The sequence below is a fragment of the Kordiimonas pumila genome, assembly GCF_015240255.1.
Taxonomy (GTDB): Bacteria; Pseudomonadota; Alphaproteobacteria; order Sphingomonadales; family Kordiimonadaceae; genus Kordiimonas; species Kordiimonas pumila.
The window spans coordinates 1,392,721-1,413,797 of the sequence record NZ_CP061205.1; the positions used below are offsets into that span (position 1 = coordinate 1,392,721).

Annotated in this window: 18 protein-coding genes; 5 read left to right on the forward strand and 13 right to left on the reverse strand. The window is 49.6% G+C overall.

Annotated elements, in window-relative coordinates:
* Positions 1-21: 21 nt before the first annotated feature.
* The 3 genes from rfbD to rfbC are packed head-to-tail and all read right to left on the reverse strand — an operon-like array spanning position 22 to position 2,554.
* Positions 22-918, reverse strand: a complete 897-nt coding sequence (gene rfbD, locus ICL80_RS05970; RefSeq protein ID WP_194215185.1) for a dTDP-4-dehydrorhamnose reductase — start codon at positions 916-918, stop codon at positions 22-24.
* A 4-nt stretch (positions 919-922) separates the two neighbouring features.
* Entirely contained in the window at positions 923-1,972 is a 1,050-nt protein-coding gene (rfbB, locus tag ICL80_RS05975) for a dTDP-glucose 4,6-dehydratase (protein WP_194215186.1), read from the reverse strand.
* Positions 1,973-1,990: 18 nt separating this feature from the next.
* A complete protein-coding gene (rfbC, locus tag ICL80_RS05980; RefSeq protein ID WP_194215187.1) occupies positions 1,991-2,554 on the reverse strand; it encodes a dTDP-4-dehydrorhamnose 3,5-epimerase in 564 nt (187 codons plus the stop codon).
* Between the two features lie 121 nt (positions 2,555-2,675).
* Here rfbC and ICL80_RS05985 point away from each other — a divergent pair, with 121 nt between their 5' ends.
* The 4 genes from ICL80_RS05985 to ICL80_RS06000 all read left to right on the forward strand — a co-directional run bounded on the left by ICL80_RS05985 (position 2,676) and on the right by ICL80_RS06000 (position 6,757).
* Positions 2,676-3,845 carry a glycosyltransferase gene (locus tag ICL80_RS05985; RefSeq protein WP_194215188.1) on the forward strand — a complete coding sequence of 390 codons (1,170 nt, stop codon included), beginning with the start codon at positions 2,676-2,678 and terminating at the stop codon, positions 3,843-3,845.
* The gene (locus ICL80_RS05990) at positions 3,842-4,798 is read left to right on the forward strand and encodes a hypothetical protein (RefSeq protein ID WP_194215189.1); all 957 of its coding nucleotides are present in this window, start codon (positions 3,842-3,844) and stop codon (positions 4,796-4,798) included. The genes ICL80_RS05985 and ICL80_RS05990 overlap by 4 nt, the downstream gene beginning before the upstream one ends.
* A gap of 62 nt (positions 4,799-4,860) precedes the next feature.
* The gene (locus ICL80_RS05995) at positions 4,861-6,294 is read left to right on the forward strand and encodes a mannose-1-phosphate guanylyltransferase/mannose-6-phosphate isomerase (RefSeq protein WP_194215190.1); all 1,434 of its coding nucleotides are present in this window, start codon (positions 4,861-4,863) and stop codon (positions 6,292-6,294) included.
* A 10-nt stretch (positions 6,295-6,304) separates the two neighbouring features.
* Positions 6,305-6,757: a cupin domain-containing protein gene (locus tag ICL80_RS06000; RefSeq protein ID WP_228073830.1), complete on the forward strand. Its 453-nt coding sequence runs from the start codon at positions 6,305-6,307 to the stop codon at positions 6,755-6,757.
* Between the two features lie 6 nt (positions 6,758-6,763).
* Here ICL80_RS06000 and ICL80_RS06005 read toward each other — a convergent pair whose 3' ends face one another.
* The 6 genes from ICL80_RS06005 to ICL80_RS06030 all read right to left on the reverse strand — a co-directional run bounded on the left by ICL80_RS06005 (position 6,764) and on the right by ICL80_RS06030 (position 13,024).
* Positions 6,764-7,537 carry a molybdopterin-dependent oxidoreductase gene (locus tag ICL80_RS06005; protein WP_194215191.1) on the reverse strand — a complete coding sequence of 258 codons (774 nt, stop codon included), beginning with the start codon at positions 7,535-7,537 and terminating at the stop codon, positions 6,764-6,766.
* Complete coding sequence (locus ICL80_RS06010) at positions 7,534-8,358, reverse strand: cytochrome b/b6 domain-containing protein (RefSeq protein ID WP_194215192.1); 825 nt, start codon at positions 8,356-8,358, stop codon at positions 7,534-7,536. The genes ICL80_RS06005 and ICL80_RS06010 overlap by 4 nt, the downstream gene beginning before the upstream one ends.
* Positions 8,359-8,410: 52 nt before the next feature.
* Positions 8,411-10,039 (reverse strand): alpha-glucosidase family protein, encoded by a 1,629-nt coding sequence (locus tag ICL80_RS06015; RefSeq protein ID WP_194215193.1) that lies wholly within the window; start codon positions 10,037-10,039, stop codon positions 8,411-8,413.
* Positions 10,040-10,149: 110 nt separating this feature from the next.
* Entirely contained in the window at positions 10,150-11,016 is an 867-nt protein-coding gene (gene galU, locus ICL80_RS06020; protein WP_194215194.1) for a UTP--glucose-1-phosphate uridylyltransferase GalU, read from the reverse strand.
* Positions 11,017-11,051: 35 nt separating this feature from the next.
* Positions 11,052-12,323, reverse strand: coding sequence for a glucose-6-phosphate isomerase (locus tag ICL80_RS06025; RefSeq protein WP_194215195.1), 1,272 nt, complete (start codon positions 12,321-12,323; stop codon positions 11,052-11,054).
* An 89-nt stretch (positions 12,324-12,412) separates the two neighbouring features.
* Positions 12,413-13,024 (reverse strand): 2OG-Fe(II) oxygenase, encoded by a 612-nt coding sequence (locus tag ICL80_RS06030; RefSeq protein WP_194215196.1) that lies wholly within the window; start codon positions 13,022-13,024, stop codon positions 12,413-12,415.
* 200 nt (positions 13,025-13,224) lie between these two features.
* Between ICL80_RS06030 and ICL80_RS06035 the strand changes: the two genes are divergently transcribed.
* On the forward strand, positions 13,225-13,674 hold the full coding sequence (locus ICL80_RS06035) for a hypothetical protein (RefSeq protein ID WP_194215197.1): 450 nt from the start codon (positions 13,225-13,227) through the stop codon (positions 13,672-13,674).
* Positions 13,675-13,773: 99 nt separating this feature from the next.
* Here the strand turns inward: ICL80_RS06035 and ICL80_RS06040 are convergent, their stop codons facing one another.
* From ICL80_RS06040 to ICL80_RS06055, 4 genes are all read right to left on the reverse strand, one after another.
* On the reverse strand, positions 13,774-15,684 hold the full coding sequence (locus ICL80_RS06040) for an autotransporter domain-containing protein (RefSeq protein WP_194215198.1): 1,911 nt from the start codon (positions 15,682-15,684) through the stop codon (positions 13,774-13,776).
* A 105-nt stretch (positions 15,685-15,789) separates the two neighbouring features.
* Positions 15,790-16,812 carry a GlxA family transcriptional regulator gene (locus ICL80_RS06045; RefSeq protein ID WP_228073831.1) on the reverse strand — a complete coding sequence of 341 codons (1,023 nt, stop codon included), beginning with the start codon at positions 16,810-16,812 and terminating at the stop codon, positions 15,790-15,792.
* A 152-nt stretch (positions 16,813-16,964) separates the two neighbouring features.
* A complete protein-coding gene (gene scpA, locus ICL80_RS06050) occupies positions 16,965-19,106 on the reverse strand; it encodes a methylmalonyl-CoA mutase (RefSeq protein ID WP_194215199.1) in 2,142 nt (713 codons plus the stop codon).
* A complete protein-coding gene (locus tag ICL80_RS06055; protein WP_194215200.1) occupies positions 19,100-21,061 on the reverse strand; it encodes an acetyl-CoA carboxylase biotin carboxylase subunit in 1,962 nt (653 codons plus the stop codon). Before ICL80_RS06055 ends, scpA begins: the two co-directional genes overlap by 7 nt.
* Positions 21,062-21,077: the final 16 nt, after the last annotated feature.

Genomic DNA, 21,077 nt, shown 5'->3' on the forward strand with positions numbered 1-21,077 from the left:
TTGTGTAAATGTTTTTAAAGCTTAGCCGAGTAGGCCTTCTTCGAAAAGCCGTTTGATACAGTGTGCCGTGCTGTCTTGCCAGCTGGGCATGGTAAAGCCATATGTTTTTTCAAATTTATCACAGTTTAGCCTGCTGTTCGCGGGGCGTTTTGCTTTTGTAGGGTATTCAGCCGTTGTAAGCGGGTTCAGCGTGGGTACAGGATGACCGTATTTAGCGGCTTCCTTGAAAATTTCAGCAGCAAAACCGTGCCAGCTTGTACTGCCTGTGCCTGCCAGATGGAAAACCCCTGCGTGTTTTTTATCTGGCTCTCCACTGGTTAATACATCCAGTACATGCAGGCATGCGGCCGCAATGTCCGCTGCATAGGTTGGGTTGCCTAGCTGGTCGCTTACCACACCGAGTGTGTCTTTGGTTTTGGCAAGGTTCAGCATGGTTTTTAGAAAGTTTTTCCCGAAAGGGCTATAGACCCATGCTGTACGCAGAATAACCGCTTTGGTATTTTCGGCCTTAACAGCGATTTCGCCAGCAAGTTTGCTGTGGCCGTAAACACCGGTTGGTCGCACCGGATCTTTTTCTGTGTAAGGTGTTTTTTTCAGGCCGCCAAAAACATAGTCGGTTGAAATATGGACAAAAGGTACCTGCATTTTGTGAGCAATGCGCGCCAACTTGCCTGCGCCGTCTGCATTGATGGCAAGCGCGGTGGTGGCATCGTCTTCGGCGGCATCAACCGCGGTATAGGCGGCGGCATTGATGATTGCAGTGGGCTTATGGTCTGCTATATAGCTTTCAAGGTTTGCAAGGTTGGCCAGATCAAAATCAGGCCTTCCTGCTGCTATATAGTCCAGTCCTTTTGCCTTTGCAGCTTCCTGTAGGGAAAGGGCAACCTGCCCAGAGCCGCCAGCAATAAAAATGCGCATGATATTATTTGCCTTTCAAGACGCCCTTGCGTTCCGCCGCATGGGTGCGCAGTGGTGCCCACCACCATTCATTTTCCAGATACCATACAATAGTCTTTTCAATGCCGGTTTCAAAGGTTTCCCGTGCTTTCCAGCCCAGCTCTGTCTCTAGTTTGCTGGCATCAATCGCATAGCGGGCATCATGGCCGGGCCTGTCTGTTACAAAGGTAATCTGGTCTGCATAAGGGGCATTTTTAGGGCGCAGCCTGTCAAGCGTTTCACAGATGCGGGTAACAACCTCAAGGTTTGTGCGCTCGTTCCTGCCGCCTACATTATATTTTTCGCCTAACCTGCCTTTTGTTAGCACAGTAAAGAGCGCGGCGGCGTGGTCATCAACAAACAGCCAGTCTCGAATATTGGTGCCGTCACCGTAGATAGGCAGGGGCTGGCCGTCGAGGGCATTCAGTATAACCAGTGGAATGAGTTTTTCAGGCAGGTGGTACGGCCCGTAATTGTTCGAGCAATTGCTGATAACCGCCGGGAAACCATATGTATGATACCATGCATTTGCCAAATGATCAGCTGATGCTTTAGAGGCCGAATAAGGCGAACTTGGGTCATAAGGGGTTGTTTCCTGAAACAGGCCTTCAGCCCCTAAACTGCCATAAACCTCATCGGTTGAAACGTGCAGGAAACGGAAAGCTGCTTTGGCTGCTTCGCTGAGTGTGCCCCAATAGCTGCGTGCAGCTTCCAGCATGTTAAAGGTGCCAATAATATTGGTGTTAATAAAGTCTGCGGCACCAGTGATCGAGCGGTCAACATGGCTTTCCGCCGCTAGGTGCATCACACCGTCGGGCTTGTGTGCGGTAAATACACTGTCAAGCGCAGGTCTGTCGCAGATATCCACCTGTTCAAAATGGTAAAGTGGGCTGTTTTCAATTTCCTTAAGGCTTGCAAGGTTGCCAGCGTATGTAAGCTTGTCAACATTCACAACACTGTGCCCGAGTTCCTGCACCAGATAACGGCAGACAGCAGAACCGATAAATCCAGCCCCTCCTGTAACAAGTATTTTCATGCCCGGTGCTTTCTCTATCTATTCATTAAAAATGTAAGGTGATGTAAAATCACGAAATTTTTGTAGTTTTTGGTCTTTTGCAGACAAAATAGCTTTGTCTTCACCCACGGGCCAGTCGATCGCTAGGTCAGGGTCATTGTATATAATGCCACTATCACTTTCCGGGGCGTAATAGGCGCTTACTTTATAGCAAAACTCGGTATTGGCCTCGAGCGTGCAAAAACCGTGGGCAAAGCCTGCTGGTACCCAAAGTTGTTTCCAGTTTTCGCCAGATAGTTCAACCGACAGGTGCTGGCCGTAGGTGGGGGAGCCAACACGCAGATCAACCACCACATCCAGCACACGCCCATTTGGTACCCGCACCAGTTTGCCCTGTGCGTGTGGTGGCAATTGAAAGTGCAACCCGCGAATTACGCCCATATCTTTTGAAAAAGAATGGTTGTCCTGAATCAGCTCAACACCGGGCACAGCCTCGGCAAATTGTACTTTGCTAAATGTTTCAGAGAAAAAACCACGATCATCACCGTGACGTTTTGGGGTAAACAAATATACACCCGGAAGGGCAAGTTCTTCAATTAACATTAAATGACCTGAAGTATGACTGGATTTAATACAGTCGCCTTTATATTAAAATGATGTTTAAATTAAAAGAACGATTTAGATTTTAATCATTGAGTAGCTTTGGGGACAGTATAGACAGTTTATGCTAAATCAACTTGAAAAATATGGGTCGGTTCGGTCTTTTACGGAAACCTGCATGGACGGTGCCTTGGCGCTAGCCGCTGAAGGGTATAATCTGGAGGGACGGGAAAAAGGCTATTTGCTTGCCTTTTATCCTGAGGATAAAAGAAACCCATTTCAACATATGCTGTATGCGTCGGCATTTCAAAATGGTTTTGCCTGTTTCCCTGTGGGCAGGCTTGACGATGTGGCACTTGCTCCTGACGGCGTAAAGCTTATTCTACATTTACACTGGGTACACAGAATATTTGACACGGTTGAAACTGCGGCAGCGGCCAAAGCTGCAAGCTGGCAGTTTTTAAACCTGTTAGACAATATCCAGTCAAGCGGCCACAAACTATTGTGGACCATTCATAACCGGGTATCGCATGAAAGTGTGTTTGAGGAGGAAGAATATAGCCTTAGGTCGCTTATTGCGGCGCGGGCTGACTTTTTGCATATCATGAACCCGGAAAGTGCATCCCTGTGTGCGCCGCACTATAGTGTACCTGCGGATAAAACCTTTATCGTGCCCCATCCTTCCTATACCGGGGTGTACAGCAATTACATGTCACGCAGTACAGCTAGGTTTCAGCTAGGCCTTGGTGAAAATGAAACAGTATTTTTGCTTTTTGGAAAAATGCTCCCACAAAAAGGCGCGCGCGAGTTTTTAGCCCGGCTTGATTCGCTACAGGCAGCGTTTGACGGCGACGCTCGCATTTTGCTTGTAGGTCGCTCTAGTACGCCAGAGTTTACCGAGGAAATACTGGGTTTAACGGCAGGTAGGCCTGATGTTTTGTCAGTAAGGTCTTTTGTGGATGACCAGAATGTACAATTATATTTTCAGGCCGCAGATGTGGTTATGTGCCCTTATATAAACGGCCTTAATTCCGGTGTTCTGATGACCGCCGCCAGCTTTGGTAAGCCCATTGTTACATCAAGAGATTTTAAAGCTGTGTTTGAAGGGATTGAAGACCATATTGCGTTCTTTGATACCGGCCCGGGCATGAAAGGGGTGGTGCAAGGATCTCTTAAAGCGGCGGCAACGGCAAAAGACCCTGAAGCCTGCAACACTATTAAAGCATGGGCAGAGAGTCGCCAGCCAGCGCTGGTTTCAAACCGGTTTTTTGAAGCGTTGCGGAGCAGACTGTGAGCGCCTTGGCTGATTACAGAAAGCTAACAGGAAGTGATTTTCTAGCTTCGCGTTTCGGCGTTTTTGGCATGTTGCATCCGCAAAAAATACTATTGGCACGGCGACCCTTGAAACGGTTTTTCCTGCTGGGGCGTGCCCGTTTGCGCTGTTTAGACATTGAAGCCCTAACCACACAGCGGGGCGGTGTGCGCGGCGCTGTAGAGGTTCGCATTCGGTATTTCACCATATGGGGCAGGGAAATAAAACAGGCAGAGCAGACACAGCTTTTGTTTGCTGACCCTGTGAATAATGCGGGATTGCAGCGCATATGGCTTTCTGGGCGCAAAGGTGGTCCGTTGGCGCTGTTTTCAATTGCGCGTACATCAAATGGGGCACCTGTTGGCATTACCAGCAGTTTTCAGCTTAAGCACCACAGTGTTGATGTGGAAGATGTTGCTGTTGCCGAAATTTTGCGATGCCGCGATGAACTGTTACTGCTTTCTGCCTACGAAAAAGCGGAAGACGACGGCGCGCCTGAGCGTGCGCTGCGTATTTTGGCACGCTTGGCATTTTTGTGGCAAAAACCATCTACTCAGCGCGCCATGACCTATATACGAGATGTGCGGCAGCTTGTGGCGCATGGGTTTAAAGTGAAAGGCGTTAAGGCCTTGGTGGGCCATGCAGGGAGCGGCACGTATAAGTATGTATCCTTATTTGCTGCAGTAAAGGGTTCAGACGTTCTCCTTAGCCGAAAGATTGCCTATGAAGCACAGCGACTGGCAGTGGAAATGCAAAAATCTGGCTCTGACACAGTAGAGGTTGCTGAAGGGTCGGACCTTTTGATACGCTTGATTGTGGCCTATAATCTTGGAGTGAAAATTTCGGTGCAAACAACACATATGGGTACGCTGCCTTTATGGGTGTCAGAGGTAGAAGCTGCTGAATTTGTTGAAACTGTTAAAAAGCTTCATTGACCGTATCGATAATCTAACCCTATCTTCATCAGAATACCAAAAGGTAGCAAGCTGAGGAACTTATGAAGAAAACGATCTATCCTGTCATTCTGTCTGGTGGTTCGGGATCACGGCTGTGGCCCATGTCGCGGTCAAAGTACCCAAAACAGTTCCTGCCAATGCTGGGGACAAAAAGCCTGTTTACTTTAACGCTGGAACGTGTGGGTGAAACATACGGGTTTGGCGCACCGCTGGTGGTTGCTAACGAGCATCACCGTTTTATCATTAATGAGCAGGCTGCAAAAGTGGATGTGAGCCTGCAATCAGTCCTGTTGGAGCCGGTAGGGCGTAATACCGCGCCCGCTGTGGCTGTGGCGGCCCTTAAGATCGCGAAGGTTGACCCAGACGCCTTGCTGCTGTTCCTGCCGTCAGACCATGTTATTTTGGATATGCCGGGCTTTCATAAAGCTGTTAATACAGCAGCATGTGCCGCCAAGAAAGGCTATTTGGTATGTTTTGGCATGACACCAACACGCCCGGAAACTGGCTATGGCTATATTAATGCTGGCTCTGAAATTGAGGGCGCGAAGGGTGCGCGTATCATAAGCGCTTTTCAGGAAAAGCCAAACGCTGAAACGGCTGCCAAGTATCTGGAAGCAGGCACCTATAGCTGGAATAGCGGCATGTTTATGTTTGCGGCCAGCACTATTTTAGCGGAATTTAAAGAGCATCAGCCAGCCATGCTGAAAGCTGCTGAAAAAGCTCTGAAAAGCGCAGTGCCGGACCTTAACTTTTTACGTATGGGTGAAAAAGAATTTAGCGCTGTACCTGCCGACAGCATCGATTATGCCATTATGGAAAAAACCAGCCGTGCGGCAGTTGTACCGGCAGAGTTCGGCTGGTCTGATGTGGGTAGTTTTTCAGCACTCGCTGATGTGCAAACACCAGACCAGAACGGTAATGTGCTAGTGGGTGACGTGCTGGCGCTTGATAGCCATAACTGTTTTATTCATGCGGGCGAGAAGCTTGTGTCTACCATTGGGGTGGATGATCTTATCGTGGTGGCAACAGACGACGCTGTAATGGTGGCCCCTAAGGATCGTGATCAGGACGTTAAAAGGCTGGTAGATAGCCTGAAGGCTAGTGGACGGCCAGAAGTGGATTTTCATAGCACTGTTTACCGCCCGTGGGGCAACTACCGCACACTGGCCGTTGGCAGCCGCTATCAGGTGAAAGAAATTGAAGTGTACCCCGGCAAGCGCTTAAGCCTGCAAAAGCACCATCACCGGGCTGAGCACTGGATTATTGTGGAAGGCTCTGCTGTGATAACACGCGACGCTGAAACCCACTTGCTGAGCGAAAATCAGTCAATTTATTTGCCGCTTGGCGCTGTGCACCGGCTTGCAAACCCCGGTAAAATACCGCTCAGGCTAATTGAGGTTCAATCAGGCAGTTATTTGGGTGAAGATGATATTGTAAGACTTGAGGATGATTTTAACCGCGAAAAAGAGAAATAGGAGCTGTGTTATGAAAGCGATTTTATCAGGACTAATGGTTGCGGGTTTTGTGCTTTTTCAAACTCCTGTAGCAGCAGAAGAAATGCAGCATCCTGAAAAACTTTCCAAGGATGAAATTGCGGGCGCTATCTTCAAAGACCCCCGTTTGGTTATCCACCAGTATGAAAGTGAGCTTGGCCCCTACGAAACACAGGATGTGGAAACATTCCTTTCAAGCGACAAGAAGTTTGATAGCGGCATGTATAAATCAGGCCCAGTGCGGATGGCGCTTGACCCATACGGTGTGGACGAATTTATGTATTTTCTGGAAGGCGGCGTTACCCTTACATCGGATGACGGCACCGTTACCGAGATAAAAGCGGGTGATGCCGTGACCATAGGCAAGGAATGGAAAGGCGTTTGGGAAACTAAAGGTTATACCAAAATATATGTTATATATTCCCCTGATGCACCGATTGAATAAGGCCGGTTATAAGCCTGCGTACCACTGAAAACCCTTGTCTTCCCAGTAACCGCCGCCACCCTTGCCAACATGGCGCAGGGTGTTGGCTGCCTCAATACGCTCGATATATTTTGCGTTTTTATAGCCGATTTGTAGCTCAACCCGTAACCTGATGGGCGCGCCGTGCTGTACCGGCAGTGGCTCGCCGTTCATTTCGTACGCCAGAATTGTTTGGGGGTGAAAAGCATCAAACAAATCGATGCTTTCATAATAATAGTTTTTGCCGTCGCCGTCAGAACAGTGAAAAATAATGAAGCGCGTATCAGGCTTTAGCCCTGCCATCATGAGAATAGTGGCAAGTGGCACGCCTTTCCACTGACCCACGGCGGACCAGCCTTCATCGCAGTTATGCTGGGTAATCTGGCTGCGTGCTGGCATGCTTTTAATATCATCCAGCTTTAGCGACAAGGGCCGTTCAACCATGCCGTCTACGGCAAGCCGCCAATTTGTAAAGCTATTATCAAGCCAGCGCTGGTATGTGTCGCCCGCTGGTTTATGGGTGCCGTTTGAGGGGAAGGTCGCCGATATTTCACTGGCAGGCAGTTCGCGCACAAGTGGCTTGTGTGCCAGCATTAGGCGCTGCGATTTCATGGTCAGGCTGCGGCCAAAATCAAGCAATTCCCTAAAGGTTGGGGTGTCCGGCTGTTGCTGGCAGCCGCTTAGGAAAAGCCCGGTAGGCACAAGCGGCAAGGCTGTGCCGTATGAAAGCAATTTACGGCGGGTAATAAGAGGTTTGCTCATTTTTTCTTTTCCTCCGGCACAGTGAACCAGCCGGTTATCATGCTGCGCATTTCATTGATAAAGCCTGCAACAAAAAGCTGGATAAAGTGAATGATAACAAAAGCAACGAGGCCGCTTGCCGCGATAAAGTGAATTGTGCGGGCAGATTGCCGGCCGCCAAACAGGGTAAAAAGCTCAGGGAACACAGCGGTTACCGCATTCGACATGGTAAGCCCTGTTAAAATCATGACGGGTAATAAGATAAAAACAACAGTGATATAGGCCAGCTTTTGCAGAAGGTTATAGTTTTTTGCCGCTTCGCCGTGGTGGCGCTTAAAGCGCAGGTGCAACCATAGGTCAGCAGCTATATGGCGTAGTTTAAGCTGTGCACGGGAAGGTGTGAAATTCCGCCAGAAATGGCGGCTGATCAGGCCGTATAGCAAATACACAACAATATTGATGGCAAAAAGCCATGCTGCCAGAAAGTGCCAATCGCGCCCCAGCGCCAAGCTGCGGTTGGACGGCAGGGTTACCAAAGGTGGGAAAGCATAGCTGCGCATCCGGCCATTTTCTTCACGCGTTATGCCAAGAATACCGGTTACGTCAAATTCCATAGAACCAATGGTAAGGGTGCTACGGTCAGATACAGCATCTTTAGCAGGTGCCGTGATAGCGATAAAGCTGTCCATGCCGTGATGGCCGCTTTCGCCCCAGTAGAGGGCCGGGTGGTAATTAAAGATCTGCAAACCGCTCATGAGTAGTACTATAAACGCGACAACATTCAGCCAGTGCCAGATACGAACCGGTAACCTGTGTCGGTAAATTGTTTCTTTTTTCGCCATAGCCCACGTCCTGTGTTTATGCCCTAGATGACGGAACAAGGCGTGCTTTGCCTTACGGTTTTTTTAGGTCGCCAAAAAATGCACCATGGGGCGGCAGGTAAATATCGTGGTCACAGTCAGAGGCAGTTTTAAAGCCGTGCCCATAAAGGCTGGTTAGGGTTCCATCTGCGGGTACATCAAGAATGACCACTTCGTCGTTAAAATTAAAGCAACATAAAATGGTTTGCTCCGGGGCCTTTCGAAGGAAGGCAAGGCTACCGTCTGGTGTGTCGATAAATTCTATATCACCGTATAAAAGCGCGGGCTGGTCTTTGCGCCACGCCATAAAGGTTTTAAATAGGGTGAGCACAGATTCAGGGTTATCTTCCTGTTCTGATACAGCAAGGGCGTAATGCTCCTCTGGTACCGGTAGCCACGGCTTGGCAGTGGAAAAGCCCGCATTATCAGCAGCGGAATTCCACGGTATGGGAGTGCGGCAGCCGTCCCTGCCATGAAATTCAGGCCAAAACTGAATGCCGTATGGGTCGCGCATATCACGCGGGTGGATAGTGGCTTCGGTTAGGCCTAGTTCCTGCCCTTGATAGCAGCAAACAGAGCCACGCAGCGATGCAGAAAGAGCAGTGTAAAGCTTGGCAAGCTCTGGCGTGCCGTGAATGCCACCCCAGCGCGATAAAACACGGGGTACATCATGGTTGCTGATCGCCCAGCATGCCCAGTCCCCAGCCATGTGGCGTTCTTGTTCTTCTACCGTATAGCGAATGTGATGGGTGGAGAAATCATCCACTAGAAGTTCAAAACTATAGCCCGTGTGCAGGCGGCGGTGGCTTTCGGTATATTCGCGGATGGTTTTAATCGCGTCTTCCGAATTGATCTCGCCCATGAGGGCAACGCCGTTATATTGGTCTGTCAGGTCTCGAAGGCGCTCCAGAAATACAAGGTTTTCGGGCTGGGTGTTATCATAAATATGATACTGCGCTGCATAGGGGTTTGTTGGGCTAAAGCCACGCCCACGGCGCTCTTCCATCGGCTTTAAAGGGTTGTCGCGCAGGAGTTTGTCATGAAAGCAGAAATTGATGGCATCTAGCCTGAAACCGTCGACACCTCGGTCCAGCCAGAATTTGGTTTCCTGTAACATTTGGTCCTGCACTTCGGGGTTATGGTAGTTCAGGTCCGGCTGCGACTTTAGAAAGTTGTGCAGATAATATTGTTTGCGGGTTTTGTTCCATTTCCATGCCGGACCACCAAAGATGGAAAGCCAGTTATTGGGTTCAAACCCTTCTTCATTAGGGTTTGCCCAAACATACCAGCTTGCTTTGGGGTTGGTTCTGCTTGATTTGCTTTCGATAAACCACGGATGGCTGCTTGATGTGTGGCTAAGAACCTGATCGATAATAAGCTTCAGGCCGTGTTTGTGGGTTTCTTTTACCAACTTGTCAAAGTCTGCCATGGTGCCAAACATAGGGTCAATAGCGCGGTAATCGCTTATGTCATAGCCGAAATCTTTCATCGGCGATTTGAAAAACGGAGATACCCAGATCGCGTCTACGCCGAGATCGGCAATATATCCAAGTTTATCAAGAATGCCGGGCAGGTCCCCAATACCGTCGCCGTTACTGTCCATCAGGCTGCGGGGATAAATTTGATAAATAATTGCGTTATGCCACCAGTCTGTTTTGGGCATCGGCCTTTTCTTGTTGTCGTGATTTGTGTGTTTCGGTTCAGGGTTACGGCCAGTTTAACAGCCATAACCCTCTATGCAACCCATTATATAAAAAGATATAAACAGGTGTTTTACTGGAATGTGATCAGCTCTTTTATGCGGCTTGCAAGGTGGGGGTCTTCTGCTGCAAACGAAAGGTTCGCCATCAACCAACCAATTTTGCTACCACAGTCAAACCGGCGCCCTTCAAAATTAAGGGCATGGAAAGGCTGTTCACCTATCAGCTTTTCAAGGGCGTCTGTTAGCTGTATTTCGCCGCCTGCACCAATTTGCTTTTCTGCTAGTTTGTCCATCACTTCCGGCTGCAGGATATAGCGTCCCACCACAGCTTCGGTTGAGGGGGCATCCTCAGGGTGTGGTTTTTCCACAAGGCCCGTTACCTCGATCAGGTTTTTGGTTTTTGTGCCGGGGGTAATAACGCCGTATTTACTGGTGTCCTCGCGGGGTACATTCATGGTGGCAACAATGTTACCGCCTACTTCGTTATAGGCTTCAACCATTTGCTTTAGCACGCCGGGCTTGCCTTTAATCAGGTCATCGGGCAGCGCAACAGCAAAGGGTGAACCATTCACAAAGGCACGGGCGCACCAAATGGCGTGGCCAAGACCGCGTGGGCGCATCTGGCGCACATAGGTGATACGGCCTTCCTCAAGCAGCATCGAGCGGGAAATTTCCAAGGCTTCATCCTTGCCTTTTTCCTGCAAGATTTTTTCAAGCTCGTACGCATGGTCAAAATGGTCTTCCATTACCTGCTTGTTACGGCCTGTTACCATGATGATCTCGTCAATGCCTGCCTCAAGGGCTTCTTCTACCGCATACTGGATCAGGGGCCGGTCAAGCACAGGCAGCATTTCCTTTGGTATGGCTTTGGTTGCAGGCAAAAACCGGGTGCCAAGGCCCGCAACAGGTAGAACGATTTTTTTAATTGGCTTATGCATCAAATATTCCCTTCGGGCTTATGCCCAGATTTTTATTAAAGTTCACCAAGGTATTTTCGTGTTAAAATTTTGCCTTCTTCCACGGCTGGCTGGTCGTAGGCATCAACCCCCATCAGGTGGGCGGTGATAACGGTTTCCAACATAAAAGAGGCAAAAAGCCCGCCCAGATTCTCTTCCGACAGGCTGTCGATTACAATTTCCCGTACCAAACGCCCTTTGGCGCGCAGTGTATCCTGTGTAGCACGCGACTGGCATGTAACCATATCGCCAATGGTGCGGCCCGCCATATAGGTAAGGCCGTATTTTTCGGCGGCAGCCACATCTATGCGCGGGCCTTTACCGTAGCTTGGCACCGTTACAATAGTGCAGAATTTGTCGTTAGGCCCATCAAGGAAAAGCTGCATCTGGCTATGCTGGTCCACGGGGCCTACCGCACGAATAGGGGTGGTGCCAAGGCCGTTTTTACCAAGGCTTTCTGCCCATAACTGCCCGTGCCAGCGTGTAAAAGCGCGCAGGCTTTCGGCGTAAGGCATGATTAAAACCTGTGTAACACCCAGGTTTTCATTCAGGGTTTGGATAAGGGCTGCGCCTACAACAGCGGCCGACATAGCAGGGTCTGCCGAGAAAGCATCACACACTGCCTTAGCGCCGTTTCTAAAGTCTTTTACAGAAAGGCCAGCAACAGCCACAGGTACCATGCCAACATTGGTTAACACACTAAAGCGCCCGCCCACATCTGTTGGGTGATCAAGAATAAGGCTACCAAGGTCATCGCCGTATGTGCGAAGGGCACGTTTGCCTGGCTCGGTAATGAAAGAAAAATGGTCTTTCATTGGTTTCTGCGTGCCTGCATTTTCAAGCCACTGGCGGCAGGCCAGAAGCTGGGCAAGGGTTTCACCCGTTGTACCTGATTTTGAAATCGCTAGTATATGCGTCTCAAGAGGATCAAGGCTTGCAAACAGATGGTCCATCAGGAACGGATCAAGGCTGTCTGGTGTATAAATTTTTGTACCAAGGCCTTTTGTATAAGCCGCAAGTGCAGTAGCGGCTTGCGCACCAAGGCTTGACCCACCCGTGCCGAGAATAACCAGATTAGAGAAGCCGCTTGTTATATGAGCCGCCAGCTTTTCAATGCCAGCAGTATCTGGCCCGCCTGCCGCTTGTGTCAGGCATGGCAAAAGGCCATTACCCGCAAAGTTTTTTGCAAAGACCGTCGCTTTGTTAAGGTTTTCGGCATAAGCACCAGCAAGGCCTAAAGCCTCTATCTGTTGCTGGAGTGATGTATCGCCAAAAGCAAATTTAAACATTTTCTTTCCCTGTTACAGTGCCCTTAGGCGCTTTATTATATCGTATCAGGCGTGGCTTTTTTGTGTTTATGGTACCTTTTAAATGCATTTTACGGCATGTTGCGGTTCGCCTCGCGGAACCACAGGTTAAAGGCCCATTTTTCACCGTCAATAACAGGGCACCCTGCGTGCAGGCTATTCGGGTGCCTGTTTGTTGTGCCGTCATAACAATTATGAAAAACCAGCAGTTTTCCGCGTTCTGCTGCTATCTTTATTTTTAGCTTGGGAAACTCTGTACCGCCGCCTTTTTTAACGGTGTTCAGGTACCCAAGAACAGTTGTCAGGCGCTGGCCGCCCCGTTTCATATTCCTGTCGCCGGCCTCTGTGCCGGGCTGAAAAGCATCAAAGTGGGCCTTATATTCCGCATTAATACCATAGCGGATAAGCTGAAAGCTTTCAGCGTGGCTAAGTGGTAAGCCGACAAGGCCGGCAATGCGTTGCGCCAATTTGGTTGTTACTTCATCCGCCTTATGGTTGATCCAGCACAGGTCATTGGTGCGCCCTTGTGACACCACCCCCTCTTTTTCGCCAGAAACAAAAGCCCGTGTCATTCCATTGGTGCCGCCAAGCGCAATCATATGATCGCATTCTTTGGGGGTCATGAAATTATCAAGAGTATAAACCCTTGGTTCCAAGTTAAGATCAATAATTGCACGTTTCATAAACAGGCCGACACTATAATAACAAACTCTTACTCTGCAAATATTACGGTTATTTGTACAGAGGGCAGATATAAAATATCCATAAGGATATGCTAAATATACTCAATTTCCCTAAAAGTGAAAAAGCGGGTGACATAGGTATGCATACTGATTTATGAATATAGGGCTTAATATCTTGTGAATACAGGGGGAATCTTGAGATGCTGAAAACAATCGTAAGTGCTGTTGCTGCCATGACAGTATTGTGCAGTTGCCAGATGTCAGCCCAAGGGTCAGAACCAACCGAGGCTGTAGCGGCTTATGACGGCACGGGCGTGCAGCCACCAAAAGAAATCCTCTTGCAGGAAGGCAAGACCATTGGCGATATAAAATTGCCTAAAGGCTCAGCTATAGATGCTAAAAAATCTATCATTCTGGGTAGCGGGCCTAATTCATTTGGTAAAATTTATGCCGGTGTCAAAGCTGACAGCGAGATGGTAACGCGCTTTTTTCTGGATAATATGCCTGCAGATGGCTGGGAGCTGATCAGCGAATTTCAGGCAGACGATACCACGCTCACATACCAGAAGCCCACCCGTGTTGTAATTGTGCTTATAGAACGGGGCTCGCGCTCAACCAGTGTGCGGATTACACTAACACCGCGCAGTTAAAGGTCGAACACGTCACTAAAAGAAAAGGGGCCTTAAATGTAAGGCCCCAGTTTGGTTACTGGCTCTTTAGCTGGCCAGTGGCGTTTATACGTGTGTATTCTAGAACGTAACGTTCAGGCCAACATGGAAGGTGTCACCCTTTTTCAGGTCTGTCGCCCACAGGCGGCTATAGCGTGTGGTAACAGCAACCTTGTCAGAGAACATCATTTTCACGCCTGCTTCTGCGCTGTAGCGGTCTTTTGCGGTTGCCACTGTTTTGATAGTGGCGGGTGCCGCTGTGTTACCAGAAAGCTGCGCAGTCAGGTCGTGGCTATCACCCTTTGTGCGGTAACGCCATGCTGTGCCGGCAAAAGGCTGCACTTCAACAGAGTTCCCAATTCTGAAACTTGGCGCCTCAATAAGGGTGTTACTTTCGATCCACTGTGATGTTTTGTTTTGTCCACCGTAGGTAAGGCCAAGGCCCGGCACGCCTGTTTCGCTGTAGCCGTTTAGGTCAACCTTGCCGTAATAGTAAGTGCCATCGAGGCGTATGTTAAAAGCGCCGATTTGGTAGTTGGTGGCAAGGCCCGCACCAATGTTCCAGAACTCGCCTTTTGTTTTGCCGCCAGCAATGTAGTTCGGCAGGCCTGTGTCGCGGTTGATGTCTTTTACTCTTGCGTCACCGTATTGGCCGGTCAGGGTAAAGTTTAGTTTTGGTACCCCGTATGATGCCCACGCGTGCAGCGCTTTGGTTGATGCCTTGAAGCTGCTTTCGCCGCTGAGTTCTGCCTCAGTGTCCATAAAGCTAATGCTGCCGCCCACATAGAGCCTGTCTGAAAGCGCGGTTTCAAGGCCCACAAGGCCGCCTTTCATCGTGAGGTCCATGCTTGGGTTTGTGCCTAAGCCTTTCATTTCTGGTGTAGCGTACAGTACATCAGCAAAAAGGTTCAGCTTGCCTGCAGATGTTTTGCCAATGTGGCGGTTTAGTTTGGTTTGTGCCATTTCAGCACTAAACTGTACTGCGTCAGGCATGCGGCTTGTCATGCGCGCGGCACTGCCGTTTGCGCCCGCAAGCGTGGCAGACCACCAGCGCGCCACATAGGAATGGCCTTTTTCTGTCATGTGCAGGCCATCAAGGAAGAGATGGCGGTTTTGCCCGGCTTTGTCAGCGGCGCAAATGGCCCCTGTGTCTGAGTTAAGGCAGGCTGTATCTGTATTATCAAAACCAAGGGTGCTCGCATTCTCTGTCAGGTAGGCCATCAAGTCAGCGTACTTCAGTGTTACGACATTAATGTCGCCTGTTAGGCCACTTTCCGCGATGGCGCTTGTCATCGCATCGTTTACAGCGCTTACCATGTCCCCTAATGCGGCTTGTGTTTCCGTATCGCCTGTAAAAATAGGCGCATACTGGAGCGGTTGCAGTTCTGAAATGATAACGGTTTTAATGCCTGTGGCAGATAGTGTTTCGATGTTCTCTAAGGTTGCGCCGATCACGTCTGTAGCAATGCTTTCGGCATCTTCACCAGCTTCCATGCGGTCTAGGAAGTCGTTCGCGCCTGCAATCATGAAGGCTACGTCATTTGTATTTGGGGTGATGGAACCTGCGCTCACAAGATCACGAAAGGCTTCTGTTTGCACGAGCACGCCTGTTTCAACGCCGTAGGGCACAAGGTCGCCGCCCCGTGTCATATGTGCACCTGAAATGGCAAAGTTAATATTGTTTGTATTGAGATCAGGGTCGAGAATAATATCAACATCACGGCCCATCATTTCAGCCCATATAAGGCCGTTTGAATCGCGCTCAAAGCCATTATTTGATGAGTTGGGGTAAAAATCTTCACCGCGTGAGCCAACAATGGCGCTAAAGTTACCTTGGCCAAGGTTGCTATCACCAAAGAAATACCAGTTGCCGTCCCCTGCATCAGCGGCGGCTTGCCCCGTGATCAGTGTAAGAGCGCTACAGCATGCAAGAAGCGTGTTTCTTGTGTTTTGGGTAAGCGAAAGGGTTCGCTGAAAATATCTGCGTTTCATAAGTCTATCCTTTTAGTCGTAACTTGGGCCGTTTATCCGGCGTTTCGTGGCCTTGCCATATTCGGAAAGGCCGTTTTGTGTGGTTATGTTCCTGCTGTCAGTTTTTTATGATTTTTCTTTAAGTGTGCTAAACCTCTCCCTGTATTCAGTGGCAGAAATGCCAAGCTGACGCATGAAGGTGCGCCTCATGCGCTCGGGGTTATTGAAGCCTGTTTTTAGGGCAATCTGTTCTATGGAAGTGTCCGTGTGCTCTAGTTCTGCTTTTGCAGCCTGAAAGCGGGCGGCTTCAACATAGTTGGCGGGTGTCATCCCAATTTCTTTGTTAAACTTACGGGCAAATGACCGCTCTGACATATGGGCGCATGCCGCAAGTGATGTCACGGTCAGCGGTTCGTGCAAATTTTGCAAAATATGATCAAGCACGCGGGTGAGCGATGGGTCTTGCGCCTTTTGAGCAATAAGCTGCGAACTAAACTGGGACTGTCCGCCGGGGCGCACCATATACATTACATTATAGCGCGCTACCTGCAGGGCTATGTCGTGACCCCAGTCATGTTCTACAATCGCAAGGGCAAGGTCCATACCGGTGGTTACACCCGCTGACGTCCATACATTGCCGTCTTGCACGTAAATGGCGTCAGGCTCTAGGCGCACTTCCGGGTATTTTTCTGCCATAATAGGGCACCACCACCAGTGTGTTGTGGCGCGCCTGCCGTTTAGAATGCCAATTTCTGCCAGAATAAGCGCGCCTGTGCATATGGAAATAACCCGCTTTGCTGAGCGTGCTGTCTGGCGAACATAGCTCATTAATTTTGGGCTTTTCAGAGCATCAAGTGTGCCGTGCCCACCTGCAATAATAAGGGTGTCAATGGGCCTTGTGTCCTCTAAGGCTTCATCAAAGCTTGTATCGGCATAAACATACATGCCGCTTGAAGTTTGCAGTTTGCCTTTCTTTTCGGCCACTACAAACAAATCGTATCCTGCGGTATTTTTATCCAAAAATAACCGGGTGCCTGAAAGTATTTCAAGGGGGCCGATTACATCCAGAATATGGCTGTTGGGGTATGCCACCATGGCAACCCTGCGTACGCCGTTATGTGTTTGGCTGATATGTTGTGTCTTTGTCATAGTCTGAAAATACTGTCAGACAGCAAAAACGGATAGGTCAAAAATCCCACGTTTTCTGCCAAAGCAAAAAAAGCTGCATAAATACTAGGGTTTTGGCTAAAAAAATGGGGGCATATAGCCCCCTTTAGTGGTGTCAGAACCGTATAATATTCTTAGATGTCTACTTCTTCACCCGGCAGGGGCGGCATGTTATGCCCCAGCGTTGTTAGCATGTGGGGTACGGCGTCCATAATATTGGTGCCGGGGCCAAATATGTGGGCAACACCCTGTTCTTTAAGCGCCGCATAGTCTTGCTGAGGAATAACACCGCCGGCGATTATACGGATATGTTTTGCATTCCGCTTCTCCAGTTCTTCCCTTAGGGCTGGCACCAGTGTCAAGTGGCCTGCGGCAAGCGAGGAAACCCCCACCATGTCTACCTTGTCTGCAACTGCTTTGTCTGCAACTTCAGCCGGTGTTTGAAAGAGGGGGGTCATCAACACCTTAAAGCCAAGGTCAGACAAAGCAGCCGCAACTGTTTTCACGCCTCGGTCGTGGCCGTCTTGCCCAATTTTAGCAAGCAGAACAGTAGGCCTTTTACCGCGAGAGGCTGCGAAATTTTCAACTTCGCCGATTAGGAAATCAAATTTTGCATCTTTTGACGCTGTCATTCTATAGACACCGGGGCTAGGCTTTAAGCCAGCCTTATGGCGGTTAAATGCCTTTTCCATAGCGTCAGACATTTCGCCGAGTGTCGCACGCACCCGCGCTGCTTTCACGCAGAGGTCCAGCAAGTTCGCTTTGCCCGCAGCGCCGTCGGCAAGGGCTTTAAGGGCGGCTTTAACATCGTCTTCATTTCTGGTGTCGCGCAGTTTTTTAAGGCGTTCTTTTTGCTGCCGGATAACCGACTGGTTATCAATTTCCAGAATTTCAACCGGGTCTTCGTCAGTGAGCTTGTATTTGTTAACGCCGACAATAACTTCATTACCGGTATCAATATCAGCTTGGCGATTAATGGCGGCTTCTTCAATCAGTTTCTGCGGGAAACCAGCTTCAACCGCTTTGGTCATGCCCCCCAGTTTTTCAACTTCATCAATCAGCTTGCGGGCTTCTGTCACCAGTTCGTTGGTCAGGTGTTCGATCAGGTACGAGCCACCAAGGGGGTCAACCGTGTTGGTTATGCCGGTTTCTTCCTGAATGATAAGCTGGGTATTACGGGCAATACGTGCTGAAAAGTCTGTCGGTAGGGCTATGGCTTCGTCGAGCGCGTTTGTGTGCAGCGACTGTGTACCGCCAAATACAGCGGCCATAGCTTCAATTGTGGTGCGGACCACATTATTATACGGGTCTTTTTCAGTGAGGCTCACGCCAGATGTTTGGCAGTGGGTGCGCAGCATCATAGATTTTTCTGATTTCGCGCCTAAATCTTTGGTGTAATGCGCCCACAGGGTGCGTGCAGCCCTTAGTTTCGATACTTCCATCAGGAAGTTCATGCCAATGGCAAAGAAAAAGCTCAGGCGCGGAGCGAAGCTGTCAATGTTACGGCCACGGGCCACAGCGGTGCGCACATATTCGATACCGTCTGCGATCGTAAAGGCCAGTTCTTGCGCTTGTGTGGCGCCCGCTTCCTGCATGTGGTAGCCGCTGATAGAGATCGAGTTGAACTGCGGCATATTATCGGACGTATATTCAATAATATCTGCAATAATACGCATGCTGGGTTCTGGTGGGTAAATATAGGTGTTACGCACCATAAATTCTTTTAAGATGTCATTCTGAATGGTGCCAGCAAGTTTGTCTTGGCTTACGCCCTGTTCTTCTGCCGCAATAATATAAAAGGCAAGAATAGGTAGTACCGCGCCGTTCATGGTCATAGAAACTGACATTTCGTCAAGCGGAATACCATCAAACAGCACTTTCATGTCTTCGATGCTGTCGATCGCAACGCCAGCCTTGCCCACGTCCCCCACAACAAGTGGGTTGTCGCTGTCGTAGCCCCGGTGGGTTGCCAGATCAAAGGCAACAGACAGGCCCTTTTGCCCAGCCGCTAGGTTGCGGCGGTAAAAGGCATTGCTTTCTTCGGCTGTTGAAAAGCCCGCATACTGCCTGATGGTCCACGGGCGGCCTGCATACATGGTGGCCTTTACCCCGCGTGTGAACGGGAAAAAGCCCGGTACACCAGGGTCCAAATGCTCGGTATCTTCTTTGGTGTAAAGAGGGTTCAGGTCAATGCCTTCTCGGGTCTGCCAGACAAGGGCATCCGGGTTTTTACCGCGCAGTTCTTTTTCTGCCAGATTACGCCAGTTTTTTAACATGCTTCAAATTCCATAATAACAGTATCGACAGCAAGCTGCGCGCCTTGTTCCGCATGAATTTTGGTTACAATAGCCTTTTTCACAGCATGAAGCACATTTTCCATTTTCATGGCTTCCAGAATTGCGAGAGATTGCCCCGCCTGCACGATATCGCCTTCTTTTACCAGCAGGGATGTTAGCACGCCCGGCATAGGGCATATCAGCATATTGCTGGTATCAGCCTCTACCTTTTCCGGCATGTGGGCCAGCAAGGGGCTAAGCGCAGGGCGGCATACAAAAACCTGTACCATAAGATCGCGGAAGCTAATTTTCCAGCCGCCAGGTTGCGGCGTAACCTGATAGATATTGCTTGTATCGCCGATTATAAGTTTTGCAAGCCTGTCGCCCGGTGACCACTCAAGGGTGGCAGGGGAGGTCGCAATATCAACCGGGTATGTTTCGCGGTCAATCACCACATGCCAATCAGTTGGGGCTTCAAGGTGCTCATCCAGTTGGCCGCTAATCGCCAGCTGGCGGCGTTTTTCGCGGTATGTTAACAGGCTGGCGAGTATTGCAATGGTTTTCTTTTCATCAGCGGTGGCAATGCGGTAGTCAAACCCGTCTGGGAATTCCTCCGCAATGAAATTGGTGCTAATGTTGCCAGAACGCCAGCGTGGGTGCTGCATAATGGACGAGAGGAACGGTATATTGTGCTGAATGCCATCAATGTAAGACTGGTCCAGCGCTTCTGCCATGGCATCTGTCGCGGCTTCACGGGTTGGCGCATGGGTGCAAAGCTTCGAGATCATCGGGTCATAATACATCGAAATGTCAGACCCTTCTGTGACACCCGTATCGTTCCTAAGCGTTATACCGCCTTCTGATTTTTCTGAAGGCATGTTAAAGCGGCGCAACCGACCAATAGAGGGCAGGAACTCCTTAAAGGGGTCTTCCGCGTATATCCGGCTTTCAATTGCCCAGCCGTTTATTTTTAGGTCTTTCTGCGTGAACGGCAGGTTTTCGCCCGCTGCCACACGGATCATCTGTTCCACAAGGTCAACACCTGTGATCAGTTCGGTTACAGGGTGTTCCACTTGCAGGCGTGTGTTCATTTCAAGGAAATAAAAGTTGCGGTCAACATCGACGATAAATTCAACAGTACCAGCACTGTGATAACCGCAGGCTTTGGCAAGGGCGACAGATTGCTCGCCCATTGCCTTGCGTGTTGCGGCATCAAGGAAGGAAGAGGGCGCTTCCTCAACCACTTTTTGGTTGCGGCGCTGGATAGAGCATTCCCGCTCGTGCAGGTAAACGGTGTTACCGGCTTTGTCTGCCAGTATCTGAATTTCAATATGCCGCGGGTTAACAATAAACTTTTCAATAAGGATACGGTCGTCACCAAAAGCATTGGCCGCCTCTGATTTGGCGCGGGCAAAGCCTTCGCGGGCCTCTGCCTCGTCCCATGCAACACGCATGCCTTTGCCGCCGCCACCTGCTGATGCCTTTATCATAACAGGATAGCCAATTTCGCCTGCAATTTTAAGGGCGTGGTCGGCATCCTCTATGACGTCAGGGCTACCGGGTACGGTAGAAACACCTGCTTCTGCCGCAAATATTTTAGATTCTATTTTGTCGCCCATCACCTTAATGGCTTTTTCGCCGGGACCAATAAACGCGATACCTTCTTTTGCAAGCGCTTGCATAAAGGATGCTTTTTCAGACAGGAACCCGTAACCGGGGTGTACGGCTTCGGCCCCTGTTTGTTTGCAGGCAGCGATAATTTTATCGGCAATCAGGTACGACTGCGCGGCAACAGATGGGCCAATGTGTACAGCCTCGTCTGCCATTTCCGTGTGCATGGCACGTGCGTCAGCGTCTGAATATACGGCAACGGTTTTAATGCCCATTTTCTGGGCTGACTTTATCACACGGCAGGCAATTTCACCGCGGTTGGCAATCAGGATTTTTTTAAACATATCTTCAGCCTACTGT